Annotated in this window: 16 protein-coding genes and 5 tRNA genes; 18 read left to right on the forward strand and 3 right to left on the reverse strand. The window is 41.8% G+C overall.

Features of this window, described 5'->3' with window-relative positions; genetic code table 11:
- Nucleotides 1-209 (reverse strand): hypothetical protein (locus CQA40_RS08365; RefSeq protein ID WP_147290187.1); only part of this gene is annotated, 209 nt, incomplete at its 3' end.
- A gap of 354 nt (nt 210-563) precedes the next feature.
- Nucleotides 564-1,889, reverse strand: a complete 1,326-nt coding sequence (locus CQA40_RS08370; RefSeq protein WP_115520416.1) for a 3-isopropylmalate dehydratase large subunit — start codon at nt 1,887-1,889, stop codon at nt 564-566.
- Between the two features lie 690 nt (nt 1,890-2,579).
- Here CQA40_RS08370 and CQA40_RS08375 point away from each other — a divergent pair.
- From CQA40_RS08375 to CQA40_RS08460, 18 genes are all read left to right on the forward strand, one after another.
- Nucleotides 2,580-2,655, forward strand: a tRNA-Thr gene (locus tag CQA40_RS08375).
- A gap of 64 nt (nt 2,656-2,719) precedes the next feature.
- Nucleotides 2,720-2,804: transfer RNA gene (locus tag CQA40_RS08380), tRNA-Tyr, on the forward strand.
- Nucleotides 2,805-2,851: 47 nt separating this feature from the next.
- A tRNA-Gly gene (locus tag CQA40_RS08385) sits at nt 2,852-2,928 on the forward strand.
- 60 nt (nt 2,929-2,988) lie between these two features.
- Nucleotides 2,989-3,063: transfer RNA gene (locus tag CQA40_RS08390), tRNA-Thr, on the forward strand.
- 109 nt (nt 3,064-3,172) lie between these two features.
- Nucleotides 3,173-4,372, forward strand: coding sequence for an elongation factor Tu (gene tuf / locus CQA40_RS08395; RefSeq protein WP_023928641.1), 1,200 nt, complete (start codon nt 3,173-3,175; stop codon nt 4,370-4,372).
- A gap of 9 nt (nt 4,373-4,381) precedes the next feature.
- The gene (gene rpmG / locus CQA40_RS08400; protein ID WP_115520417.1) at nt 4,382-4,552 is read left to right on the forward strand and encodes a 50S ribosomal protein L33; all 171 of its coding nucleotides are present in this window, start codon (nt 4,382-4,384) and stop codon (nt 4,550-4,552) included.
- A gap of 49 nt (nt 4,553-4,601) precedes the next feature.
- A tRNA-Trp gene (locus CQA40_RS08405) sits at nt 4,602-4,677 on the forward strand.
- 56 nt (nt 4,678-4,733) lie between these two features.
- Nucleotides 4,734-4,913: a preprotein translocase subunit SecE gene (gene secE / locus CQA40_RS08410; protein WP_115520418.1), complete on the forward strand. Its 180-nt coding sequence runs from the start codon at nt 4,734-4,736 to the stop codon at nt 4,911-4,913.
- A gap of 23 nt (nt 4,914-4,936) precedes the next feature.
- Nucleotides 4,937-5,461: a transcription termination/antitermination protein NusG gene (gene nusG / locus CQA40_RS08415; RefSeq protein WP_181882898.1), complete on the forward strand. Its 525-nt coding sequence runs from the start codon at nt 4,937-4,939 to the stop codon at nt 5,459-5,461.
- Between the two features lie 33 nt (nt 5,462-5,494).
- A complete protein-coding gene (gene rplK / locus CQA40_RS08420) occupies nt 5,495-5,920 on the forward strand; it encodes a 50S ribosomal protein L11 (RefSeq protein WP_023928644.1) in 426 nt (141 codons plus the stop codon).
- A 30-nt stretch (nt 5,921-5,950) separates the two neighbouring features.
- The gene (rplA, locus tag CQA40_RS08425; RefSeq protein ID WP_115520419.1) at nt 5,951-6,649 is read left to right on the forward strand and encodes a 50S ribosomal protein L1; all 699 of its coding nucleotides are present in this window, start codon (nt 5,951-5,953) and stop codon (nt 6,647-6,649) included.
- 431 nt (nt 6,650-7,080) lie between these two features.
- Nucleotides 7,081-7,563, forward strand: coding sequence for a 50S ribosomal protein L10 (rplJ, locus tag CQA40_RS08430; RefSeq protein ID WP_023928647.1), 483 nt, complete (start codon nt 7,081-7,083; stop codon nt 7,561-7,563).
- 20 nt (nt 7,564-7,583) lie between these two features.
- Nucleotides 7,584-7,964 carry a 50S ribosomal protein L7/L12 gene (rplL, locus tag CQA40_RS08435; RefSeq protein ID WP_115520420.1) on the forward strand — a complete coding sequence of 127 codons (381 nt, stop codon included), beginning with the start codon at nt 7,584-7,586 and terminating at the stop codon, nt 7,962-7,964.
- A 419-nt stretch (nt 7,965-8,383) separates the two neighbouring features.
- Nucleotides 8,384-17,083, forward strand: a complete 8,700-nt coding sequence (locus CQA40_RS08440) for a DNA-directed RNA polymerase subunit beta/beta' (protein WP_115520421.1) — start codon at nt 8,384-8,386, stop codon at nt 17,081-17,083.
- Between the two features lie 113 nt (nt 17,084-17,196).
- Nucleotides 17,197-17,589 carry a 30S ribosomal protein S12 gene (gene rpsL, locus CQA40_RS08445; RefSeq protein WP_023928650.1) on the forward strand — a complete coding sequence of 131 codons (393 nt, stop codon included), beginning with the start codon at nt 17,197-17,199 and terminating at the stop codon, nt 17,587-17,589.
- 72 nt (nt 17,590-17,661) lie between these two features.
- Nucleotides 17,662-18,129, forward strand: a complete 468-nt coding sequence (rpsG, locus tag CQA40_RS08450) for a 30S ribosomal protein S7 (RefSeq protein WP_023928651.1) — start codon at nt 17,662-17,664, stop codon at nt 18,127-18,129.
- A 35-nt stretch (nt 18,130-18,164) separates the two neighbouring features.
- Complete coding sequence (fusA, locus tag CQA40_RS08455) at nt 18,165-20,246, forward strand: elongation factor G (protein WP_115520422.1); 2,082 nt, start codon at nt 18,165-18,167, stop codon at nt 20,244-20,246.
- 434 nt (nt 20,247-20,680) lie between these two features.
- Nucleotides 20,681-21,703 (forward strand): hypothetical protein, encoded by a 1,023-nt coding sequence (locus tag CQA40_RS08460; protein ID WP_147290188.1) that lies wholly within the window; start codon nt 20,681-20,683, stop codon nt 21,701-21,703.
- A 141-nt stretch (nt 21,704-21,844) separates the two neighbouring features.
- Here the strand turns inward: CQA40_RS08460 and CQA40_RS08465 are convergent, their stop codons facing one another.
- On the reverse strand, nt 21,845-22,795 hold the full coding sequence (locus tag CQA40_RS08465; protein WP_115520424.1) for an alpha/beta hydrolase: 951 nt from the start codon (nt 22,793-22,795) through the stop codon (nt 21,845-21,847).
- Nucleotides 22,796-22,824: the final 29 nt, after the last annotated feature.

The following is a 22,824-nucleotide window of genomic DNA, read 5'->3' on the forward strand; positions in this document are numbered from 1 at the left end:
CAAATATCCTCCCTTTTTGTGTCAAAAATACCTAAAATGCCAAAAACTTGAAGTATGTCAAAAGATTTTGGATTTTGTAGATTTTGCCTATTTTTGTGATTTTGTGTGGTTTGATTTCGCTGGTGATTTTGCCAATGTATCAAGCGTATTTCGCGTATAGCTTGGTGTTGCCCCATTTTGCCTTGACTACTTTTTGCCACTTTTTCCATTTACTACTCCTGCTACTCCTAATTTGTCCTGCTTGTTTTACACTGATTCTATCTTGCTATTTTGCCTTGTTGTTTTATTTTGCTTGCCTTGCTTTGCCTTGCTTTGCAAATCAATACCACAAGTTTTCCTTGATAATTTTCCCTACACCATTTTAATGCTACTTTTTCCTTGCTCCACTTTATTTTTACATTCTTTAACGCTACTCTCTCTCCTTATGCCACTTGTTTTTTATCTTAAAGATTCATTAGGATTTTGCAAAATCTTAATTTTGCATCACAAAAATCCTTTCGCTAAATTTTGCGATTTTTATGAAAATCTCACAGCTTTTATCCACAAGTATATTTACAACGCATTCATAGTACTTCTCTTGGGTCGGCTATTTTGCCTGCTATCGCGGAGTAAGCCACTACTGCAGAATTTGCCAAAAACACTTGTGAGTTGCGAGAGCCCATTCTGCCTATGAAATTTCGGTTTGTCGTGCTTATGCACTTTTCATTATCTCCCAAAATCCCCATATATCCGCCAAGACAAGCTCCACAAGTGGGATTTGAGATAAGTGCACCTGATTCTAGGAGGGTATCTATGTAGCCTAGCTTGTGAGCGGCTTTGTAGATAGCTTGTGTGCCCGGTGTGATGATTAGCCGCACATCAGAGTGGATTTTTTTGCCTTTTAGGATAGAGGCCGCAATTTGCAAATCGCTTAGGCGTCCATTCGTGCAGCTACCGATAAAGGCTTGGTCGATTTTTATATCATCTTTTGTCGCTTGGCTTATGCTTTTGCCATTGCTTGGCAAAAACGGATATGCTACAAGTGGCTCTAGTGTGTCTGTGTCGATTTCTAGCACGCGCTCATACTTCGCTCCCTCATCGCTTGTGTGAAAGATAGGCTCTGCCCTCAAACCTCCATTTGCTTTTTTCCTAGAATCCAAAAATTCTTTTGTTATCTCATCAGGTGGGATTATGCCATTTTTTGCCCCCGCTTCTATTGCCATATTGCATAGGGAAAATCTATCATCCATACTAAGCGTGCTTATGGCTTCTCCACCAAACTCTAGTGCTTGATACAGTGCGCCATCAACGCCAAGCCTGCGAATCACTTCTAAGATTAAATCCTTTCCATAGATTCCCCTTGCCATACTTGTGCTTTTGCCGTTTTTGATATTTTCGCTACGAAAATTTACCTTGATAGAGCGAGGCACTCTAAACCAATTTTTGCCCGTTATCATCGCATAAGCCAAATCAGTGCTACCAAGCCCCGTGCTAAACGCACCCAATGCGCCGTGAGTGCAGGTGTGAGAATCTGCCCCGATGATGACATCTCCGCTGACTACCAAGCCTTTTTCTGGTAAAAGTGCGTGCTCTATGCCCATATCTCGCTCATCAAAGTAGTGCTTTAAGGAGTGTTTTTTGGCAAAATCGCGTGATATTCTAGCTTGATTTGCGGAGAGAATGTCTTTTGCAGGTATGTAGTGGTCCATCACGATGCAGAAACTATCTGGATTTGCTAGCTTGCTTGCACCTGAATTTTCAAAGGCTTTTATGGATAGTGGGGTGGTAATATCATTGCCGATAACCATATCAATGTTTGTTTCTATGATTTCATCGGCATAGACTTTTTTGCCACAATGATGAGAAAATATTTTTTCTGTGATGGTTTGGGGGGATTGGGGTTTTGACATTTATGGATTCCACCTTTTTAGTGTTTTTTGTAGTTTTAATCAAGTATTTTAGACAATCTTTTTGACATTTTGGTAAAGTTTTTGTATTTTTACATAGACTGGCTATGCTTGGACTGATATGCTTTGCAAATGCGCCATAAATGCACCACGATAATGTTAATATAATTGCGCAAAAATAGCTAAAAAGGTAAAAATAAAAGTTACCTAAATTTTTTGCAAACTGAACTATAATTAAAAAAATATTAAATTACGCTTAAAACAGCGGTAAAAAGCCCGCTTTTGATTTTTGGGCTTGGGCAAGTGTCGCAGAAGAAATCTGTGGAATTTCTTGGGATTTTGGCAGTGGATTTTATGAATTTTTTGCTTGCGAGAGATTTTTTTTTTTTTTGATTTATACGGCGTTTTTTGTGTCGTGTTTATTGAGTAATATTTGCAAAAATATCCCCAAAAGTAACAATTCACATAAAAAATGCTTAAAATAAGCGTTCCACCCTTGACAAAAAAGCCACAATTTGTATATAATCGCAGTTTTCTTTTTTAAATTTTGTTTGAGTTTTGTCTAAACTTGATTGAGAATCATAAAAAACACCACATTGAAAATGTGGATACAAAATTTGAACTCAAAAATACCTCATAAAGCCTTGCATTTTATGATTTTTTGCGTTAAGCGTTTTTTTGTTTTTAGCCTATGCTGGTTTAGCTCAGTTGGTAGAGCATCTGCCTTGTAAGCAGAGGGTCGGGGGTTCAAGTCCCTTAACCAGCTCCATTTCTACAACCACAAACAAAAGAGAATCTATCTCATTTGGCGTTTGACCAGTTTTTGCTATTTTGGTGAGTTACTCAAGTGGCCAACGAGGGCAGACTGTAAATCTGCTGACTATGTCTTCCGTGGTTCGAATCCACGACTCACCACCATCTTAGATTCTTGTTTGATTCTAGGTGTGGTAGCCAAAATGGTATTTGCGGGAATAGCTCAGTTGGCTAGAGCATCAGCCTTCCAAGCTGAGGGTCGCGGGTTCGAGCCCCGTTTCCCGCTCCACCACTGGGAGCTGAATAAATGCTTTCATTTACTCACTCTCTAAAACAACCATTTGTAAAAGCCCATATAGCTCAGTGGCAGAGCACTTCCTTGGTAAGGAAGAGGTCGGCGGTTCAATCCCGCTTATGGGCTCCAGTTTTTCTCGTCATCTTAGTTTTTGTGATGTTTTTTAAAGTTTTTTAGCTTCGCATAAAGAACTTTAAGATAAAATCCAAGACTTTGAAATTTTTTTAAGGAGATTCTTATGGCAAAGGAAAAATTTGTCAAAAACAAGCCCCATGTGAATATTGGGACTATTGGGCATGTAGACCACGGCAAAACAACACTAAGTGCTGCTATTTCAGCTGTTTTATCAACAAAAGGTCTTGCAGAAATGAAAGACTATGACAAGATTGATAATGCGCCTGAAGAGCGTGAAAGAGGTATTACTATCGCTACTTCTCACATTGAGTATGAGACAGAAAATCGCCACTATGCGCATGTGGATTGTCCCGGACACGCTGACTATGTAAAAAATATGATTACAGGTGCAGCACAAATGGACGGAGCGATTCTAGTTGTTTCAGCGGCCGATGGTCCTATGCCTCAAACCAGAGAGCACATTTTGCTTTCTCGCCAAGTGGGCGTGCCTTACATCGTAGTCTTTCTAAACAAGCAAGATATGGTAGATGACCAAGAGTTGCTTGATTTGGTGGAAATGGAAGTGCGTGAATTGCTAAGCCAATATGAATTCCCCGGTGACACCACACCTATCGTAGCTGGCTCTGCACTCAAAGCACTTGAGGAGGCAAAATCAGGCAGTGTGGGTGAGTGGGGTGAAAAAGTCCTAAAGCTTATGGCTGAAGTAGATGCTTATATTCCAACACCCGAGCGCGACACAGAAAAGACATTCCTAATGCCTGTCGAAGATGTGTTTTCAATCGCAGGACGCGGAACTGTTGTTACAGGTAGGATTGAGCGTGGTGTAGTAAAAGTGGGCGATGAAGTTGAAATCGTTGGAATCCGCGACACACAAAAAACTACCGTTACAGGTGTAGAAATGTTTAGAAAAGAGCTTGATAAAGGCGAAGCTGGCGATAATGTCGGTATCCTTTTGCGTGGAACAAAAAAAGAAGAGGTAGAGCGTGGTATGGTTCTTTGTAAGCCCGGCTCTATCACTCCTCATAGCGTATTTGAGGGTGAAATCTATGTCCTATCCAAAGATGAAGGCGGGCGACATACTCCATTTGTAAATAACTATCGCCCACAATTTTATGTGCGCACTACCGATGTAACAGGTTCTATCAAATTACCCGATGGTGTAGAAATGGTAATGCCCGGCGACAATGTCAAAATCACGGTTGAGCTTATCAGCCCAATCGCGCTTGAAGTGGGCACGAAGTTTGCTATCCGCGAGGGTGGCAGGACTGTTGGTGCTGGTGTTGTTAGCAAAATCATCAAGTAAGGCTACAAGATGGCAAAAGGCAATGTGGTAAAGATTGGCTTAAAATGTTCGGAGTGTGGTGATATAAATTACAGCACAACGAAAAATGCCAAGACAAAGACAGAGAAACTGGAGCTTAAGAAATTCTGCCCTCGGCTTAACAAGCATACTGTTCATAAGGAAGTTAAGCTAAAAAGCTAGAATCTTGCAGAATCTACTTAGTTTTCTAAGTAGATTCCCTAGCTTTTAAAGGTCAGTAGCTCCAATGGTAGAGCATCGGTCTCCAAAACCGACTGTTGGGGGTTCGAGTCCCTCCTGACCTGCCATTTGTATTGAGCTAATCAAACCCAACAAAATAAAAAAGACTAAGGCTTTAAAAACAATGAAAAAAATAATCTCTTATTACAGAACGGCAAAAGAGGAACTCTTTAAGGTAATTTTTCCTACCAAAGAGCAAATTCGCAACGCTCTTATTTCTGTCGTGGTGGTTGTTTTTGTTATTGCATTGTTTTTGGGATTAGTTGATTTGATTTTGTCTGCTTCTGTGTCTAGTATTTTATAGAAACTTAGGAGACTTGTATGTCGTTGAGCTGGTATGCTATACAGACCTATTCTGGAAGCGAACAATCCGTAAAAAGAGCTATTGAAAATCTAGTCGAGCAGTATCAAATACAAGATAGGCTAAAAGAAATCATAGTTCCCACTGAGGATGTATATGAGATAAAAAATGGTGTCAAAAAGGTAAGTGCTAGGAGTTTATATCCGGGCTATGTGTTTATAAATGTTGATTTAGACACTTCGCTTTGGCATACGATTCAATCATTGCCAAAGGTGAGTGGTTTCATAGGCGAAAGCAAAAAGCCAACTCCACTCGGAGAGGGCGACATAGCTCATATTCTTGAAAAAGTGCAAAACCGTGCTGCTCCTAAACCTAAGATTTCGTTTGAACAAGGCGAGGTTGTCCGTATAAATGAAGGTCCATTTGCAAACTTCACTGGGACTGTTGAGGGCTATGACATAGAGCATAAAAAGCTAAAACTAAATGTTTCTATCTTTGGTAGAAATACACCGATAGAAATACTATATTCACAAGTAGAGAAAATCATCTAAATCAGCAAATAATCTTATTAGAGAGGTAAAAAAATGGCAAAAAAAGTAGTAGGCGAATTAAAATTACAAATCCCTGCAGGCAAAGCAAATCCTTCTCCACCCGTAGGTCCAGCTTTGGGGCAAAGAGGCATCAACATTATGGAGTTTTGCAAGGCGTTTAATGAGAAAACCAAAGATATGGGAAACTTCAATATTCCTGTCATCATCACTGTGTATCAAGATAAAAGTTTCTCATTTATTACCAAAAAACCTCCTGTAACGGATTTAATCAAAAAGACCGCCAATATCACAAAAGGCTCTGACAATCCACTAAAAAATAAGATAGGCAAACTAACCTCCAAACAGCTTGAAGAAATAGCCAATACAAAAATGGAGGATTTAAATGCCAATGACATAGAGGCAGCCAAAAAGATAGTGGCTGGAAGTGCTCGCTCTATGGGTATTGAAATCACAGATTAAGAATCCAAAATTTTAAGGAGATATGAGACTATGAAAGTAGCAAAAAGAATCCAAAGTCTATTGCAAAAGATAGATGAAAGCAAATTCTATGACATAGATTCTGGAATTAGCACGGTCAAATCACTTGCTTCGGCGAAGTTTGATGAGACGGTCGAAATCGCCTTGCGGCTAGGTGTAGACCCTCGCCACGCCGACCAGATGATTCGCGGAGCAGTTGTTTTGCCACACGGCACAGGCAAAAAAGTGCGTGTGGCTGTGTTTGCCAAGGGGGCAAAGGCTGATGAAGCAAAGTCAGCAGGTGCAGATATTGTCGGTGCAGATGATTTGGCAGAAGAGATTAAAAACGGCAATACAAATTTTGATATGGTTATAGCTACGCCAGATATGATGGCACTTGTTGGCAAGGTGGGTAGAATACTAGGACCAAAAGGACTTATGCCAAACCCAAAAACAGGCACAGTTACCGCTGATATAAGCAAGGCAGTATCAAATGCTAAAAGTGGACAGGTAAATTTCCGCGTAGACAAGAAAGGAAATATACACGCACCAATAGGGAAAGCAAGCTTTCCGCAGGATAAAATCCGCGACAATATGCTAGAGCTAGTAAAAACAATCAATCGTTTAAAGCCCTCTAGTGCGAAAGGTAAGTTTATCCGCGGTGGTGCTCTATCTTTGACAATGTCTCCTGCAGTGAAGCTAGATGCACAGATTTTGATGGATGTGAAGTAATCACATAGAGATTAGTCGCGTGATGTTGCGTAAGTATTGCGTATGTTGAGTAGGTTGATTTGTAGCTAGGGCAATGATTGCTAAGTGTAAAAGAGTTGAGAATCTCAAAAAATTACTTATAAAGTTTATTGATTCTGCTAATTTTTGGGATAACTACGCTAGATAAGGAATAAATCAGTAATCTTAATATCCTGCAAAGCCCCCTTTACAATCATTTCGCAAGTAAGAAAATACAAGTAATAAGGGCACAACTAGAGTGTATCAAAGCAACAAAAAAAACATAAAAAAGGACGACAAAACAATCTAAAATCCCAACACAAAACAAATCTTTAGGAGAATCCATTTATCTTAGACTGATGACTACGAGGGCTTAACAGCTTAATTGCTAGATTCTAGTTGCCTTGTATAAGTCTCGTCTGAAAGGAGGAAAGATGACAAAAACCCAAAAGCAAGAACTCATTGACAATCTTACACAAGAATTCAAAGCGGCTAATGCTTTGCTTCTTTGCGATTACAAAGGCACAAGTGTCAAATCGCTAGAAGAGTTGCGAGGTTTGGCTCGTGCAGCTGGTGCAAAAGTCCAAGTGATAAAAAACACACTTGCAAGCATTGCGCTAAAAAATTCTAGCTACCCAGATTTGGATATAAAAGATACCAATATCTTTATTTGGGGAGCAGACCAAATTGCGCTATCAAAGATAGTTGTCAAGTTTGCAAGCGCAAATGAAGCGAGTTTTTCTATCAAGCTAGGTTGTTTTGAAGGCGAAAAAGTGGATAAAGCACATATTATCGCTGTATCAAAACTCCCAAGCAGAGAAGAACTCATCGGTATGCTTTTGTCTGTTTGGACTGCTCCTGCACGATATTTTGCCACAGGATTAGACAATCTACGAAAGCAAAAAGAACAAAACTAACCACATAAAAAGGAGAAAAAATGGCTATCACAAAAGAAGAAGTCCTAGACTACATTGGCGGACTATCAGTCCTAGAGCTTTCCGAGCTTGTAAAGGCGTTTGAGGAAAAATTTGGCGTTAGTGCTGCACCTACCGTTGTCACAGGCGCAGTAGCAGCAGGTGGCGCAGCAGCAGGTGGCGCAGAGGAAAAGACAGAATTTAGCGTTGTCTTAGTCGAAGCGGGTGCAAACAAAATCGCCGTTATCAAAGCTGTGCGTGAAATCACAGGACTTGGACTAAAAGAAGCAAAAGACGCTACCGAGCAAACTCCTCACACCATAAAAGAAGGTGTCAATAAAGATGACGCTGAAGCCTTTAAGAAAAAGCTTGAAGAAGCGGGTGCAAAAGTAGAAGTCAAATAGCTTTTGCCAAACTTACAAAAGTAGGTTGCTTAAAAGTTTGTATGCCTAGAATCTAGCACATTCTAGGCTTTGTCATTACACCCTAAGAGATTGTAGAATTAGTAGGATAGTTGGCGTAAGCGGGTTGTTTTGGTGCTACAAATGTAGTTTATGGGATTTTAAGCAGAGATTGCAAAATCTTAGTGGCAATATTACACAAGCAACGTAGCGGGATAGCACCAAAGAGATTAAATCACTTTAAAGTTATCAGGCAGATTCTATAAAGGGATTTAAAACCCAAGAACATCTCTAAACATAAATTCTAAAATCTCATTTTTATGATACGCAAAATGTATAAATTCTACGACAAAAATATATTTTGCATATCAAGTGCTACAATCTCTTAGGGTGTAGCTCAATACTTCTTTAAGGATTATCAAATGTCAAAAACACAAGCCAAAAATAGACTTCGCATTGATTTTGCTAAACAGCAAGGCTTAGAAGTGCCAAATCTTTTGCTTTTGCAGCGCGATAGCTATGATTCGTTTTTGTATCCTCGCGATGGCAAAGAAAGTGGCATAGAGAAAGTGTTTAAATCCATTTTCCCTATCCAAGATGTCCAAAATCGCATTACACTTGAATACAAAAGTTGCGAGTATGGCAAGCCTAAATATACCATTAGAGAGGCTATGGAGCGAGGGATTACTTATGCCATCCCACTAAAACTCAAAGTCGAACTTATCCAATGGGAAAAAGACGAAAAAGGCGATAAACTCGCGCCAAAGGACAGAAAAGAGCAAAGCATTTTTGTGCGTGAGATTCCGCTGATGACAGACCGCACTAGCTTTATCATAAACGGCGTAGAGCGCGTAGTAGTAAATCAGCTACACAGAAGCCCCGGTGTGATTTTTAAGCAAGATGATTCTACTTCAACCGTAAATAAGCCTATATATATGGGGCAGATTATCCCTGATAGAGGCTCTTGGCTTTATTTTGAATATGATGCCAAAGACACAATGTTTGTCCGCATAAACAAGCGGCGCAAAGTCCCTGCGACTATCTTTTTGCGCGCACTTGGGTATAGCAAAATGGATATTTTGAAAATCTTTTACCCAAGCCTAAATATCAAAATCCAAAAAGATACATTTCTTATTAAGTTTAATCCTGCGGATTTTGAGGGTAGGGTAGAATTTGACATAAAAGACATAAATGGCGAAGTCATAGTGCCCTCAGGCAAGCGACTAAGTGCCAAAAAGGCAAAAGAGTTACAAGAAAAAGGGCTTGATTATATACAATACCCCACTAAAACTTTGCTAAATCGCTATCTTTTTGAGCCTATCATAGACAAAAAAACAGGCGAAGTTATCCTTGATACGCTGACTCAAATCGATGAAGCAAAGCTCAAAAAAATAACCGAGCTAAAACTAAAAGATTTTGTCATCGTAAATGACCTTGCAAATGGCGTAGATAGCTCGATTATAAACGCATTTATCGCAGAGACAGATTCTCTAAAGCTACTTAAGCAAAGTGAGAAAATCAGCGATGAGAATGAGCTAGCCGCTATTAGAATCTACAAGGTTATGCGACCGGGTGAGCCTGTTACCAAAGAAGTAGCAAAGCAGTTTGTGAAGCGATTGTTTTTTGATGCGGAGGCGTATGATTTGACACGCGTAGGGCGAATGAAAATGAATCATAAGCTAGGACTAAATGTGCCAAACTATGTAACAGTTCTTACACACGAGGACATCATAGAATCTGCTCGCTATCTTATGGGTGTCAAAAATTGCCAAGAAGATGGCAGACAAGGCAAGTTTAGGATTGATGATAGGGATAATCTAGGCAATCGCAGAATCCGCGCCATAGGTGAGCTGCTAGCAAATGAGATGCACTCTGGGCTTGTCAAAATGCAAAAAGCAATAAAAGATAAGCTAACCACGATGAGTGGGAATTTTGATAGCATAATGCCTCAAGACTTGATAAATGCAAAAACCATTACAAGCACGATTATGGAGTTTTTCACAGGTGGGCAGTTATCTCAATTTATGGACCAAACAAACCCACTTAGCGAAATCACGCACAAACGCCGCCTATCAGCACTTGGCGAGGGAGGGCTAGTAAAAGAGCGCGTGGGCTTTGAAGCGCGCGATGTGCATCCTACGCACTATGGTAGAATCTGCCCTATTGAAACCCCAGAAGGGCAAAATATCGGGCTTATCAACACTCTCTCAACTTTCACTCGCGTGAATGATTTGGGCTTTATCGAAGCACCGTATCGCAAAGTCATAAACGGCAAAGTTACTGATGAAGTAGTCTATCTCACAGCGACACAAGAAGACGGCAAAGTCATCGCCCCTGCAAGCACCAAACTTGACGCAGACAACAATATAGTAGATTCTCTTATTGAGACTCGTTGTGGTGGCGAAATCACTTTGCGCAAATCCGAAGAGGTAGAGCTAATCGACTTAAGCCCACGAATGCTTGTGGGCGTGGCAGCTTCATTGATTCCATTCCTAGAGCACGATGACGCAAACCGCGCACTTATGGGCTCAAATATGCAGCGACAAGCTGTCCCACTGCTTAAGCCCGATGCCCCCATTGTCGGCACAGGTATTGAGCAAGTCATCGCACGAGATTCTTGGGAAGCTGTGAAAGCAAAGCGAGGTGGTGTTGTTGAGCGAGTGGATTCTCGCAATATTTACATTTTGGGCGAGGAGGGCGATAGCGTATATATTGATGATTATTCATTGCAAAAAAACTTACGCACCAATCAAAATACTTGCTTTGTCCAACGCCCGATAGTCAAAAAAGGCGATAGAGTAGAAGCAGGGCAAATCATCGCCGATGGTGCGAGTATGGATAGAGGCGAGCTAGCCTTAGGCAAAAATATCCGCGTAGCATTTATGCCTTGGAATGGATACAACTTCGAGGATGCTATCGTAGTAAGCGAGCGACTTATCAAAGAGGATGCTTTCACTTCTAACCATATCTATGAAAAAGAAATCGAAGCAAGAGAACTAAAGCACGGCACAGAGGAGATTACAGCAGACATTCCGGGCGTGCGCGAAGAAGAAGTAGCCCACCTTGATGAAAGCGGAATCGTGCGAATTGGCACTTATGTAACCGCAGGTATGATTCTAGTTGGCAAAGTATCTCCAAAAGGCGAAGTCAAGCCAAGTCCTGAGGAGAGACTACTTCGTGCAATATTTGGCGAAAAGGCTGGACACGTGGTAAATAAATCGCTTTATTGTCCACCATCTTTAGAAGGCACGATTGTCGATGTCAAAATATTCACCAAAAAGGGCTATGAGCGTGATGCGCGAGCTAAGAGTGCTTATGAGCAAGAAAAATCCGTACTTGATATTGAGCACCACGATAGACTTACTATGCTAAATAAAGAGGAGCTTTTGCGCGTGGGGCTTATGCTAAGCAAAGAGGAGCTAAGCGCAGATACTGAAGTCAATGGCAAAAAATACAAAAAAGGGCAAAAAATCCCCAAAAACGAGATAGCAAATATCAATCGTTTTGCCCTAGCTACGCTTATCAAAAGCTATCCAAAAGCTGTGCAAACCAAGTATGACAAAATCAAATCAAGTTTCTTAGAGCAAAAAAAGACACTCGGCGAGGAGCACGAAGAAAAGCTATCTATCCTAGAAAAAGATGACATTTTGCCAAGCGGTGTCGTAAAACAAGTCAAAATTTACATAGCTACTAAGCGCAAGCTAAAAGTAGGCGACAAAATGGCAGGACGACACGGAAACAAAGGCATTGTAAGCACGATAGTGCCAATGGTAGATATGCCTTATACTGCCGATGGCGAGCCTGTGGATATTGTGCTAAATCCACTAGGTGTGCCAAGTCGTATGAATATCGGGCAGATTTTGGAAACTCATTTGGGACTTGTCGGCAAGCGATTGGGCAAGCAGCTTGAGGAGATTTTGGAAAATCAAAAAAACAATTTCAAAGACGAGCTAAGAGCAAAAATGCTAAAAATCGCAGAATCTAGCAATGAAAAAGATAAAAAAATCATTGATTTTATCAAAAAATGTGATGATAGCACCTTGCTAGAATGCGCCAAAGATTGGGCTAGGGGAGTGAAGTTTGCCACTCCTGTGTTTGAGGATTCTACGATGAAAAAACTTGACACACTCTTTGAGCTAGCCAAAATTGATATGGACGGCAAAGTCGAGCTATATGACGGCAAGACAGGAGAGAAAATCCGCGAAAAAGTCAATGTGGGCTATATGTATATGCTAAAGCTCCACCACCTTGTCGATGAAAAAGTGCACGCACGAAGCACGGGACCTTATAGCCTTGTTACCCAGCAGCCTGTGGGAGGTAAAGCTCTCTTTGGCGGACAAAGATTTGGGGAAATGGAAGTGTGGGCACTAGAAGCCTATGGCGCAGCACATACGCTAAAAGAAATGCTTACCCTAAAATCCGATGACATAAATGGACGCGAAAATGCCTATCGCTCTATCACTAGAAGTGAGCCTGTGGGAGAGTCTGAAATCCCAGAGACATTCTATGTTCTTACAAAAGAATTGCAATCTCTAGCTCTTGATGTCAATGTCTATGATGAGCGCAATACCGATGAAAACGGCGAGCTAAAGCCACTAGAAATCAAAGAGGACAATCGACCAAAAGATTTTAGTTCATTCCAGCTTGTGCTTGCTAGCCCAGAGAAAATCCGCTCTTGGAGTCGTGGCGAAGTCAAAAAACCAGAAACCATAAACTATCGCACACTTAAGCCAGAACGAGATGGGCTATTTTGCACCAAGATTTTTGGACCTGTGAGGGATTATGAATGTCTATGCGGCAAATACAAAAAACCTCGCTACAAAGGAATGGTGTGCGAAAAGTGTGGCGTAGAAGTAACCAGCTCAAAAGTTCGCCGTTCTAGAATGGGGCATATTGAGCTTGTAACGCCTGTGGCACATATTTGGTATGTAAGCTCTTTGCCTAGTCGTATCGGCACGCTTTTGGGTGTAAAGATGAAAGACTTGGAGCGCGTGCTTTACTATGAAGCATATATCGTAAAAGAGCCAAGCGAAGCGTTTTATGACAATGAATCTACAAAGCCTGTTTTAAAATATGATGTGCTAAATGAGGAGCAATTCCAAAACATTAGTCAGCGTTTTGCAGATAAAGGATTTGTCGCACAAATGGGTGGAGAAGCGGTAAAAGAGCTACTTGAACAGCTAGATTTGGCAGCTTTGCTAAAATCCTTGCGTGATGAAATCAAATCTACAAACTCCGAAGCCAAAAAGAAAATCATCATCAAGCGATTAAAAGTGGTAGAAAGCTTTATGAATTCAGGCAATCGTCCAGAATGGATGATGTTAACTGTGCTTCCTGTGTTGCCACCTGATTTGCGTCCATTAGTCGCATTAGATGGCGGGAAATTTGCCGTAAGCGATGTAAATGACCTCTATCGTCGCGTGATTAACCGCAATCAGCGACTAAAACGACTACTTGAGCTAGATGCACCTGAAATCATTGTTCGCAATGAAAAGCGAATGCTCCAAGAAGCCGTTGATGCGCTATTTGATAATGGCAGAAACGCCAATGCAGTAAAAGGAGCAAACAAACGCCCACTAAAATCCCTAAGCGAAATCATCAAGGGCAAACAAGGGCGATTCCGCCAAAATCTACTTGGTAAGCGCGTAGATTTCAGCGGACGAAGTGTCATTGTCGTGGGACCAAATCTGCGAATGGACCAATGCGGACTACCAAAAAATATGGCTTTAGAGCTGTTTAAGCCACATTTGCTAGCTAGACTTGAGGAAAAAGGCTATGCCAGCACGCTAAAGCAAGCAAAGAAAATGATAGAACAGAAAGTAAATGAAGTGTGGGAATGCCTCCAAGAAATCGTAGAGGGCTACCCCGTGCTACTAAACCGTGCTCCTACACTACATAAGCAATCTATCCAAGCATTCCACCCCAAGCTTATTGACGGAAAGGCAATCCAGCTTCACCCTCTTGTTTGCTCTGCGTTTAACGCAGACTTCGATGGTGACCAAATGGCTGTGCATGTCCCACTTAGCCAAGAAGCTATCACCGAATGCAAAGTGCTAATGCTAAGCTCTATGAATATCTTGCTTCCTGCGAGCGGAAAGGCTGTGGCTGTGCCTAGCCAAGATATGGTTTTGGGACTATATTATCTAAGCCTAGAAAAAAAGGGTGTTAAAGGCGAGCATAAGCTATTTAGCGATATTGACCAGATTATGGTGGCTATTGATGCAGGCGAGCTAGATATAAATGCCAAAATCCAAACCGTTATTGAGCGACAGCCCGTTACTACCACCACAGGTAGAATGATTTTGCGCTCAATTTTGCCAGACTTTGTCCCCACAAATCTATGGAATCGTGTGCTAAAGAAAAAAGACATTAGTGTCCTTATCGACTATGTCTATAAAGAAGCAGGCATCGGCACGACAGCGACTTTCCTAGACAATCTCAAAAATCTAGGATTTACCTATGCGACAAAGGCGGGTATTTCTATCTCTGCTGCAGATATTATTATCCCTGATAATAAAGAATCTATCATATCCGTAGCTAGACAAAAAGTGCGAAAACTTCAAGATGAGTTTGAGCACGGAATCCTAACAGAAGCAGAGCGATACAACAAGACGATTGACATTTGGACAGAGGCGAGCAAAGAGCTTGGCGAAAAAATGAATACAATCATTGCCAAAGACAAAGACGGATTTAACTCTATCTATATGATGGCAGATTCTGGTGCGCGTGGTAGCACAGCGCAGATTCGGCAGCTATCTGCTATGCGCGGGCTTATGGCAAAGCCTGATGGCACGATTATTGAGACACCTATTGTTTCAAACTTCAAAGAGGGCTTAAATGTGCTTGAGTATTTTAACTCCACGCACGGTGCAAGAAAAGGGTTAGCCGATACCGCGCTAAAGACAGCAAACGCAGGTTACCTAACGCGCAAGCTGATTGATGTCAGCCAAAATGTCAAAATCTCAATGGAAGATTGTGGCACGCACGAGGGTATAGAGATTGGCGATATTATTGATGGCTCTGAATTGCTAGAATCGCTAGAAGAGCGAGTATTTGGACGAGTGCTTGCTGCTGATGTGATAGACCCTATCACAAATGAAGTGCTATTTAGTGCTGAAACACTTATTGATGAGCGAGCAGCTCGCAGAATCATCGAAGCAAATGTAAAATCTGTAACGATACGAAATTCTGTTACCTGCAAAGCTCCTAAAGGTGTATGCGCTAAGTGCTATGGACTAAATCTAGGCGAGGGCAAAATGGTGCGACCGGGCGAAGCTGTGGGTGTCATCGCTGCGCAATCAATCGGCGAGCCGGGCACACAGCTAACCCTCCGCACATTCCACGTAGGTGGGACAGCTAGCCGAACTCAAGAGGAAAAAGAAATCCGCGCAGAAAAAGAGGGCTTTATTCGGTATTACAATCTCAAAACCTACAAAAACAAAGAGGGCAAAAATATCGTAGTAAATCGCAGAAACGCTGCTGTGCTAGTGGTAGAGCCAAAAGTCAAAGCCCCATTTGATGGCACACTGAATATTGAGTCAACGCACGATGAAATCGTCCTAACCGTCAAAAATGGCAAGCAAGAGGCGCGATACACGGTGCGCAAACGCGATGTAGCCAAGCAAAATGAGCTTGCAGGTGTCAGTGGGCGACTTGAGGGCAAACTCTATATCGCACATAGCAGTGGCTACAAAGTCGCCAAAGGTGGCTCTATCATAGACATCGTAAAAGACGGCTGGAATGTTCCAAATCGTATTCCTTATGCAAGCGAAATCATTGCCAAAGACAACGCACCCATTTCACAGCGGATACTATCCAAAGAAAAAGGTGTCGTAAAATACTATCTCTTAGAGGGTGACCATTTGGAGCGCAGACACGAGATAAAGGCAGGCGATGTCATCAAAGAAAAAGGTATCTTTGCCGTTATTGCCGATGAAAATGACAGAGAAGCCACACGGCACTATATCGCACGAGATTCCAAAATCGTGCTAAGTGATAATAGTCTTGTGGAGCCTGATTCTCTAATCGCAGAGCCTACCCAAAAAGTCGATAACCTAATCGCCACTTGGGATTCTTATAACACCCTTGTGATTAGCGATATTGACGGGGAAGTAAGCTTTGAAGACATTGTCCCAAGCGTAACTGTTACCGAGCAAGAGGACAAAACAGATGGCAAGAAAAAGCTAAAAATCAATGACTATATCCCTGCTGGGTTTAAGCCCTCTATCATCATCTCAAACGACAAAGAAGTCAAACGCTATGTGCTAGAGCCAAACACTTCTATTTCAGCGGAGGTAGTCGAGGGTGGCAAAGTCGCTCGTGCTGATGTGCTAGCAAAGACACCAAAAGCCACAGTAAAATCTCGCGACATTACAGGTGGTTTGCCTCGCGTGTCTGAGCTATTTGAAGCTAGACGACCAAAAGATGCAGCTGTGCTAGCTGAAATTGATGGCACTATCACCATAGGCAAGCCTGTGAGAAACAAAGAGCGAGTAATCATCACAGCTCAAGACGGCAGAGTGAGCGAGTATCTCATTGACAAAAATAAGCGGATTTTGGCTTATGCAAATGAATTTGTCCACGCAGGGGAGGCACTCACAGAGGGAGTTACCTCAAGCCACGATATTTTGCGTATCGGCGGAGAAAAAGAGCTGTTGCGATTTATCGTAAATGAAGTGCAACAAGTTTATCGAGGGCAGGGTGTAAATATCGCTGATAAGCATATCGAAGTGATTGTATCCCAAATGCTAAGGCAAGTGCGCGTGATAGATTCTGGCGATACGCGCTTTATCGAAAATGACTTGGTAAGCAAGCGACATTTCAAAGAGGAAAATGAGCGAATCATCGCACTAGGCGGAGAGCCTGCTATCGCAGAGCTAGTCTTGCTTGGTATCACGCGTGCGGCTATCAGCAGTGATTCTATCATTTCCGCTGCTTCTTTCCAAGAAACGACAAAAGTGCTTACAGAGGCTAGTATCGCAGCAAAAACCGATTTCTTGGAAGATTTGAAAGAAAATGTCGTGCTAGGTAGAATGATACCTGTGGGAACGGGACTATACAAGGATAAGAGATTTATCCTTAAAGCTAAGGAGCAAGATTCCAAAAAAACCCAAGAAAGTTAAAATCAACTTGCGGATTTTGGAATAAGCTAAAAAAAACTAAGAGAAAACAAAGATTAAATGTTGTAAAATCTTGGGTTTAATCTTGGTAGCAAATTTAAACGAAAGGACAAACATTGCCAACCATTAACCAACTAATTCGCAAAGAGCGAAAAAAAGTAATCAAAAAGACAAAGTCGCCAGCATTGGTAGAGTGCCCACAGCGCAGAGGAGTATGCACGCGTGTATATACGACCACGCCCAAAAAGCCAAACTCCGCTTTGCGTAAAGTCGCAAAAGTGCGCTTGACAAGTAAATTTGAAGTCATTAGCTATATTCCGGGCGAAGGACACAATCTCCAAGAGCACTCTATCGTGCTAGTGCGTGGCGGACGGGTAAAGGACTTGCCCGGTGTGAAATATCATATCGTGCGTGGTGCGCTTGATACCGCAGGCGTGGCAAAACGAAGCGTATCTCGCTCCAAATATGGTGCGAAAAAAGCAAAAGCAGGTGGGGCTGATAAAAAATAGCTTATGCCAACCAAGCACAATCACTCCAAAAACATAAAATCACTTTAAATCACTTTTGTAAGGAGAATTTAGATGAGACGAAGAAAAGCACCTAGTAGAGAGATTCTAGGCGACCCAATTTATGACAACAAAGTCGTTACTAAGTTTGTCAATAAAATGATGTATGATGGCAAAAAAAGTGTAGCAGAGAAAATCATCTACGCTGCGTTTGCAAAGATAGAGGAAAAAAGTGGTGAAAAAGGTATCGAAATCTTTGAAAAAGCCCTAGAGAGGGTAAAACCACTTGTAGAGGTGCGCTCTAGACGCGTAGGTGGCGCGACTTATCAAGTCCCCGTAGAAGTGCGACCTGTGCGACAGCAGTCGCTTTGCATTCGTTGGATTTTGGAAGCCACTCGCAAAAGAAACGAACGCACAATGGTAGATAGGCTAGCAAATGAGCTAATGGACGCAGCAAGCGATAAAGGCGCAGCATTTAAGAAAAAAGAAGATGTGCATAAAATGGCAGAAGCAAACAAAGCGTTTGCTCACTATCGCTGGTAGCCACAAGGCTTACAAGCCACAAAAAGGAATAACAAATGGCGAGAAAAACCCCACTAAACAAAATCCGCAATATCGGTATTGCAGCCCACATTGACGCTGGGAAAACAACTACAAGCGAGAGAATTTTATTTTATACAGGTGTTAGCCACAAAATCGGCGAAGTCCACGACGGTGCCGCCACAATGGACTGGATGGAGCAAGAAAAAGAGCGGGGGATTACTATCACTTCTGCGGCAACTACTTGCTTTTGGAAAGACTGCCAAGTAAATCTCATCGACACTCCCGGACACGTAGATTTCACTATTGAAGTTGAGCGTTCTATGCGCGTGCTTGATGGGGCAGTGGCTGTGTTTTGCTCGGTGGGTGGCGTGCAGCCACAGAGTGAAACCGTGTGGCGACAGGCAAATAAATACGGCGTCCCACGACTTGTATTTGTAAACAAAATGGATAGAATCGGTGCGAATTTTTATAGCGTAGAATCCCAAATCAAAGAGCGTCTAAAGGCAAATCCTGTGCCTATCAATATCCCAATCGGTGCGGAGGAAAACTTTAGGGGTGTTATAGATTTAATCGCTATGAAAGCAATCGTGTGGAATGATGAAACAATGGGTGCAAAATATGACATTGAGGAGATTCCCGCTGATTTACAAGAAAAAGCAAACTCTTACCGAGAAAAACTCATTGAAGCCGCTGCCGAGCAAGATGAAGCACTTATGGAAAAATATTTAGGTGGCGAGGAGCTAAGCATAGATGAGATAAAGCTAGGAATCAAGCTAGGTTGCCACTCTATGAGTCTTATACCTATGCTTTGTGGCTCTAGTTTTAAAAACAAAGGCGTGCAAACTTTGCTTGACGCGGTGGTGGATTTTCTCCCCGCCCCCACAGAGGTAACCAATATAAAAGGCATAGACCCACAAAACGATGATGCCGAGATTTTTGTAGAATCTAGCGATGATGGCGAGTTCGCAGGGCTTGCTTTTAAGATTATGACCGACCCGTTTGTGGGGCAGCTCACTTTTGTGCGCGCATATCGAGGCAAACTAGAATCAGGTAGCTATGTGCTAAACTCCACTAAGGGCAAAAAAGAGCGCGTGGGGCGATTGCTAAAAATGCACTCCAATAAGCGTGAGGATATAAAAGAAGTCTATGCAGGCGAAATCTGTGCTTTTGTCGGGTTAAAAGACACGCTTACGGGCGATACGCTATGCGATGAGAAGCGACCTGTGATTTTGGAGCGGATGGAATTCCCAGAGCCTGTGATTCATATCGCCGTAGAGCCAAAAACAAAAGCCGACCAAGAAAAAATGGCAGTCGCACTAGGCAAGCTAGCTGAAGAAGACCCAAGCTTCCGTGTCAGCACTCAAGAAGAAACAGGGCAAACCCTCATCGGTGGTATGGGCGAGCTACACCTAGAAATCATCGTAGATAGACTAAAGCGAGAATTTAGAGTAGAAGCTGAAGTGGGGCAGCCACAAGTAGCGTATAGAGAGACGATTCGCACGGAGGTTACCCAAGAGTGCAAATACGCCAAGCAATCGGGCGGGCGCGGACAATATGGACATGTCCATATCAAGCTAGAGCCAAAAGAAGCAGGCACGGGATATGAGTTTGTCAATGAAATCAGCGGTGGCGTAATCCCCAAAGAGTATATCCCAGCTGTGGATAAAGGTATACAAGAAGCAATGCAAAGTGGTGTGCTAGCAGGCTATCCTGTGGTGGATTGCAAAGTAACGCTTTATGACGGAAGCTACCACGAGGTGGATTCTAGCGAAATGGCGTTTAAAATTGCAGGTTCTATGGCGTTTAAAGACGCTTGTCGCAAGGCAAACGCAGTCTTGCTAGAGCCACTGATGAAAGTCGAAGTGGAAGTCCCAGAGGAATATATGGGAGATGTCATAGGCGACCTAAACCGCAGAAGAGGGCAAATCAACTCGATGGACGACAGAATGGGCTTAAAAATAGTAAACGCTTTTGTGCCATTGGCTGAAATGTTTGGCTACTCCACAGATTTGCGCTCGGCTACACAGGGGCGCGGAACTTATAGTATGGAGTTTGACCACTATGGCGAAGTGCCAAACAACACCGCAAAAGAAATCATAGAAAAACGCAAAGGCTAGCCTAAACAATAGCAAATGCCAAAACCACCAGAATCAAAAAAGGCTAAAATTCAAAGATGAAGCACATAAGCGCGGAAGTAAAGCGAAAAGGCGAGGCAAAATAGGTCAACTTAGATTTTGGCTGAATTTGATTTAGGCTTGATTAGATTGAATTAAATTGGTAGAGGGGGGTGGAATCTAGATTTTGGTATTTTGCTAAGCTGTTTTTGTATATAAAAATCAAATAAATACAAAATCACGCAGAAAATTCACACAAAAAAACTAACACAAAACCAAGTAAAGGATATTTATGTTGTCTAAAAACTTCTTACAAAATCTAAATTGTGCGGGGGGGGGGGGGCAATACTCGCTTAAAAAAGTGCAAAATCTCTCTTGTAAGCATATTTTTATTTAGTGTATCTTTTGGTGTAGCTGATAGCTATTTGGACGAGAGATTGCAAAAGCTAGAAAAACAGCGACAAAGTCTAGAAGCCAAAATCCAAAGAGAAGCACAAAACAAAGAGATAAAAGCACAAAAGCAAACCAAAGCCAAAGAGGAAAAGCAAAGAAAAGACAGAGAAGCTAAAGATAAGCGCGAAGCAAAGCAAGCACAAAAAAGAGAGCTAAGAGAAGCAAAAAGACAACAAAGAGAATTCTACAAAGATGAATCCACAGCACTATCAGGTGCTACAAACACTTCACAAGAATCAAGACGACTAAGACACACTCAGTCCCCACAACCCTCAATCTACACAAACACAAACGACAGAAACGGCTGGTTTATCGCACTTGCACCAAAGGTTGAAGTGATATTTATTTATGCTGATATATCCACGACACGATACATGTATCACTTTAACGCAGGATATGGTAGCACACTTGAAGCAGGCTATCTTTTTGGCAGTGGAGCAAATCGCTGGAGGACATATTTTTCACTAGGCTATGGGTATGGACGCAGTAGTGATACAGCATATATATACGACTACTATGGCGGCTACTATGATGGATATAATACAGAAGTAATAGTAGACATACACAATATTACCCATAATGTAGGGATTGATTGGATACCGCGACTTGGTAATTCATCTGCTAGGGGAGTGCTAGGATTTTATAATAGCTTCTCTTATATAATAATGAGTGAAAGATATGAGAAATATAATGTAAGCCGACAATGCGTGCCTAACGGTGCTTTATGGGGTTGGAATTATTGTATGATTGGAGGCACTCAAGGAAGTTGGCAAACTACCTCCATTCCTGCTGGAGAAGCACAAGATTTCATTCATATATTTTTTATAGGGATTGGCACAAGGCTTGGAGTGATTTTTGACATAAAGGAGCATTTTTCAATAGAAATCGGCTCTAGGTTGGGTTTGCATTTTTCTATCTTGCATAGTATCAATAACGGAGGTCTAGAGTTTGTAGCAGGCGTAATGCCTAGTTTTGAGCAATACCTAAGCCTTGCGTATAGATTTTAGTCAAAATCCGCTAAAAAATCATATATAAATTTTTTTTGCTCTCATTCGTTTAAATACAATACAAAAGCGCAATTTTTCCACGCCTTTTACTTGTTATGGCAAGTTTAGATTCTCTGCCACATATTTTTGTAGCCACAACCACTAAAAATCACTTTTTGCAAAATCACTTATGGCTTGCAAAAATGCTGGGGCAACCACAGAGCCGTGCGTATGTCCATAAAACGCTTTATATATAGTTGTTATGTTGTTTTGTGATTCTATGAGGTGTGCTAATTCTTTGGAGTTTATTTTTGCTGTGCGGATTTTTACCTCACTTTCTTTACTTACCTCACTTACTTGGCTTATTTCATCTTGCATAATCCACAAAGTTGCACAATCACCCTTAATATTGCTAAAATCAATATCGATAAATTCGCCACCTCCCCACCAAAGTGAAGGCGATACTGCATAGAAATGACTAAAGTTTCCACTAGAGTTGCTAAGCGCATACAGCACAAAAAGCCCACCAAAACTATGCCCAAAAATACCAGATTTTGCTTGTAGTTCCGCCCCCAATCTTTCTTGCACAAATGAGCGCGTAAAGGGGATAATATCATTTTGCAAAGTTTGCAAAAACTTATCCGCCCCACCACCCAAAGAATCATCATCACTAAAATCAGTGCCCATAAAACTACTACCACAAAAATTACCACCATCATCACAATCCAATTTATATTTTGGCGTGTAGTCGCGCTTCCTCAAAGCAGGAAAAGCCACTTGCTCATACTCGCCTCCATAGCCTATGCTGACAATCAGCACAGATTCCAACCCCTCATACAAAAATCCTGCTTTAGAGAGTGCGTTAAGCGCGATTGGTAGATGTCCATTGCCATCTAATATATAAAAAATCTTATAGCTTTTTGGGGCTGTCTTTTGTGTCTTTATTTTGCTTAACCGTATAGTATAAATAGCACCATTTGCATAGATTTGCCCGATTTGTGAAATGTCAAAATCACGCTTTGCCTTTGGTGTAAGTGCTGTGATTTTATCACTTGGCTTTGCTAATAGGCACGCACTAAAACCAAAGCACAGCACTAAAAAAAGATATTTCACTTATATAGCCCAAATCATAGTAGCGAAAT

This window comes from Helicobacter sp. MIT 01-3238 (genome assembly GCF_003364135.1).
Lineage (GTDB): Bacteria > Campylobacterota > Campylobacteria > Campylobacterales > Helicobacteraceae > Helicobacter_B.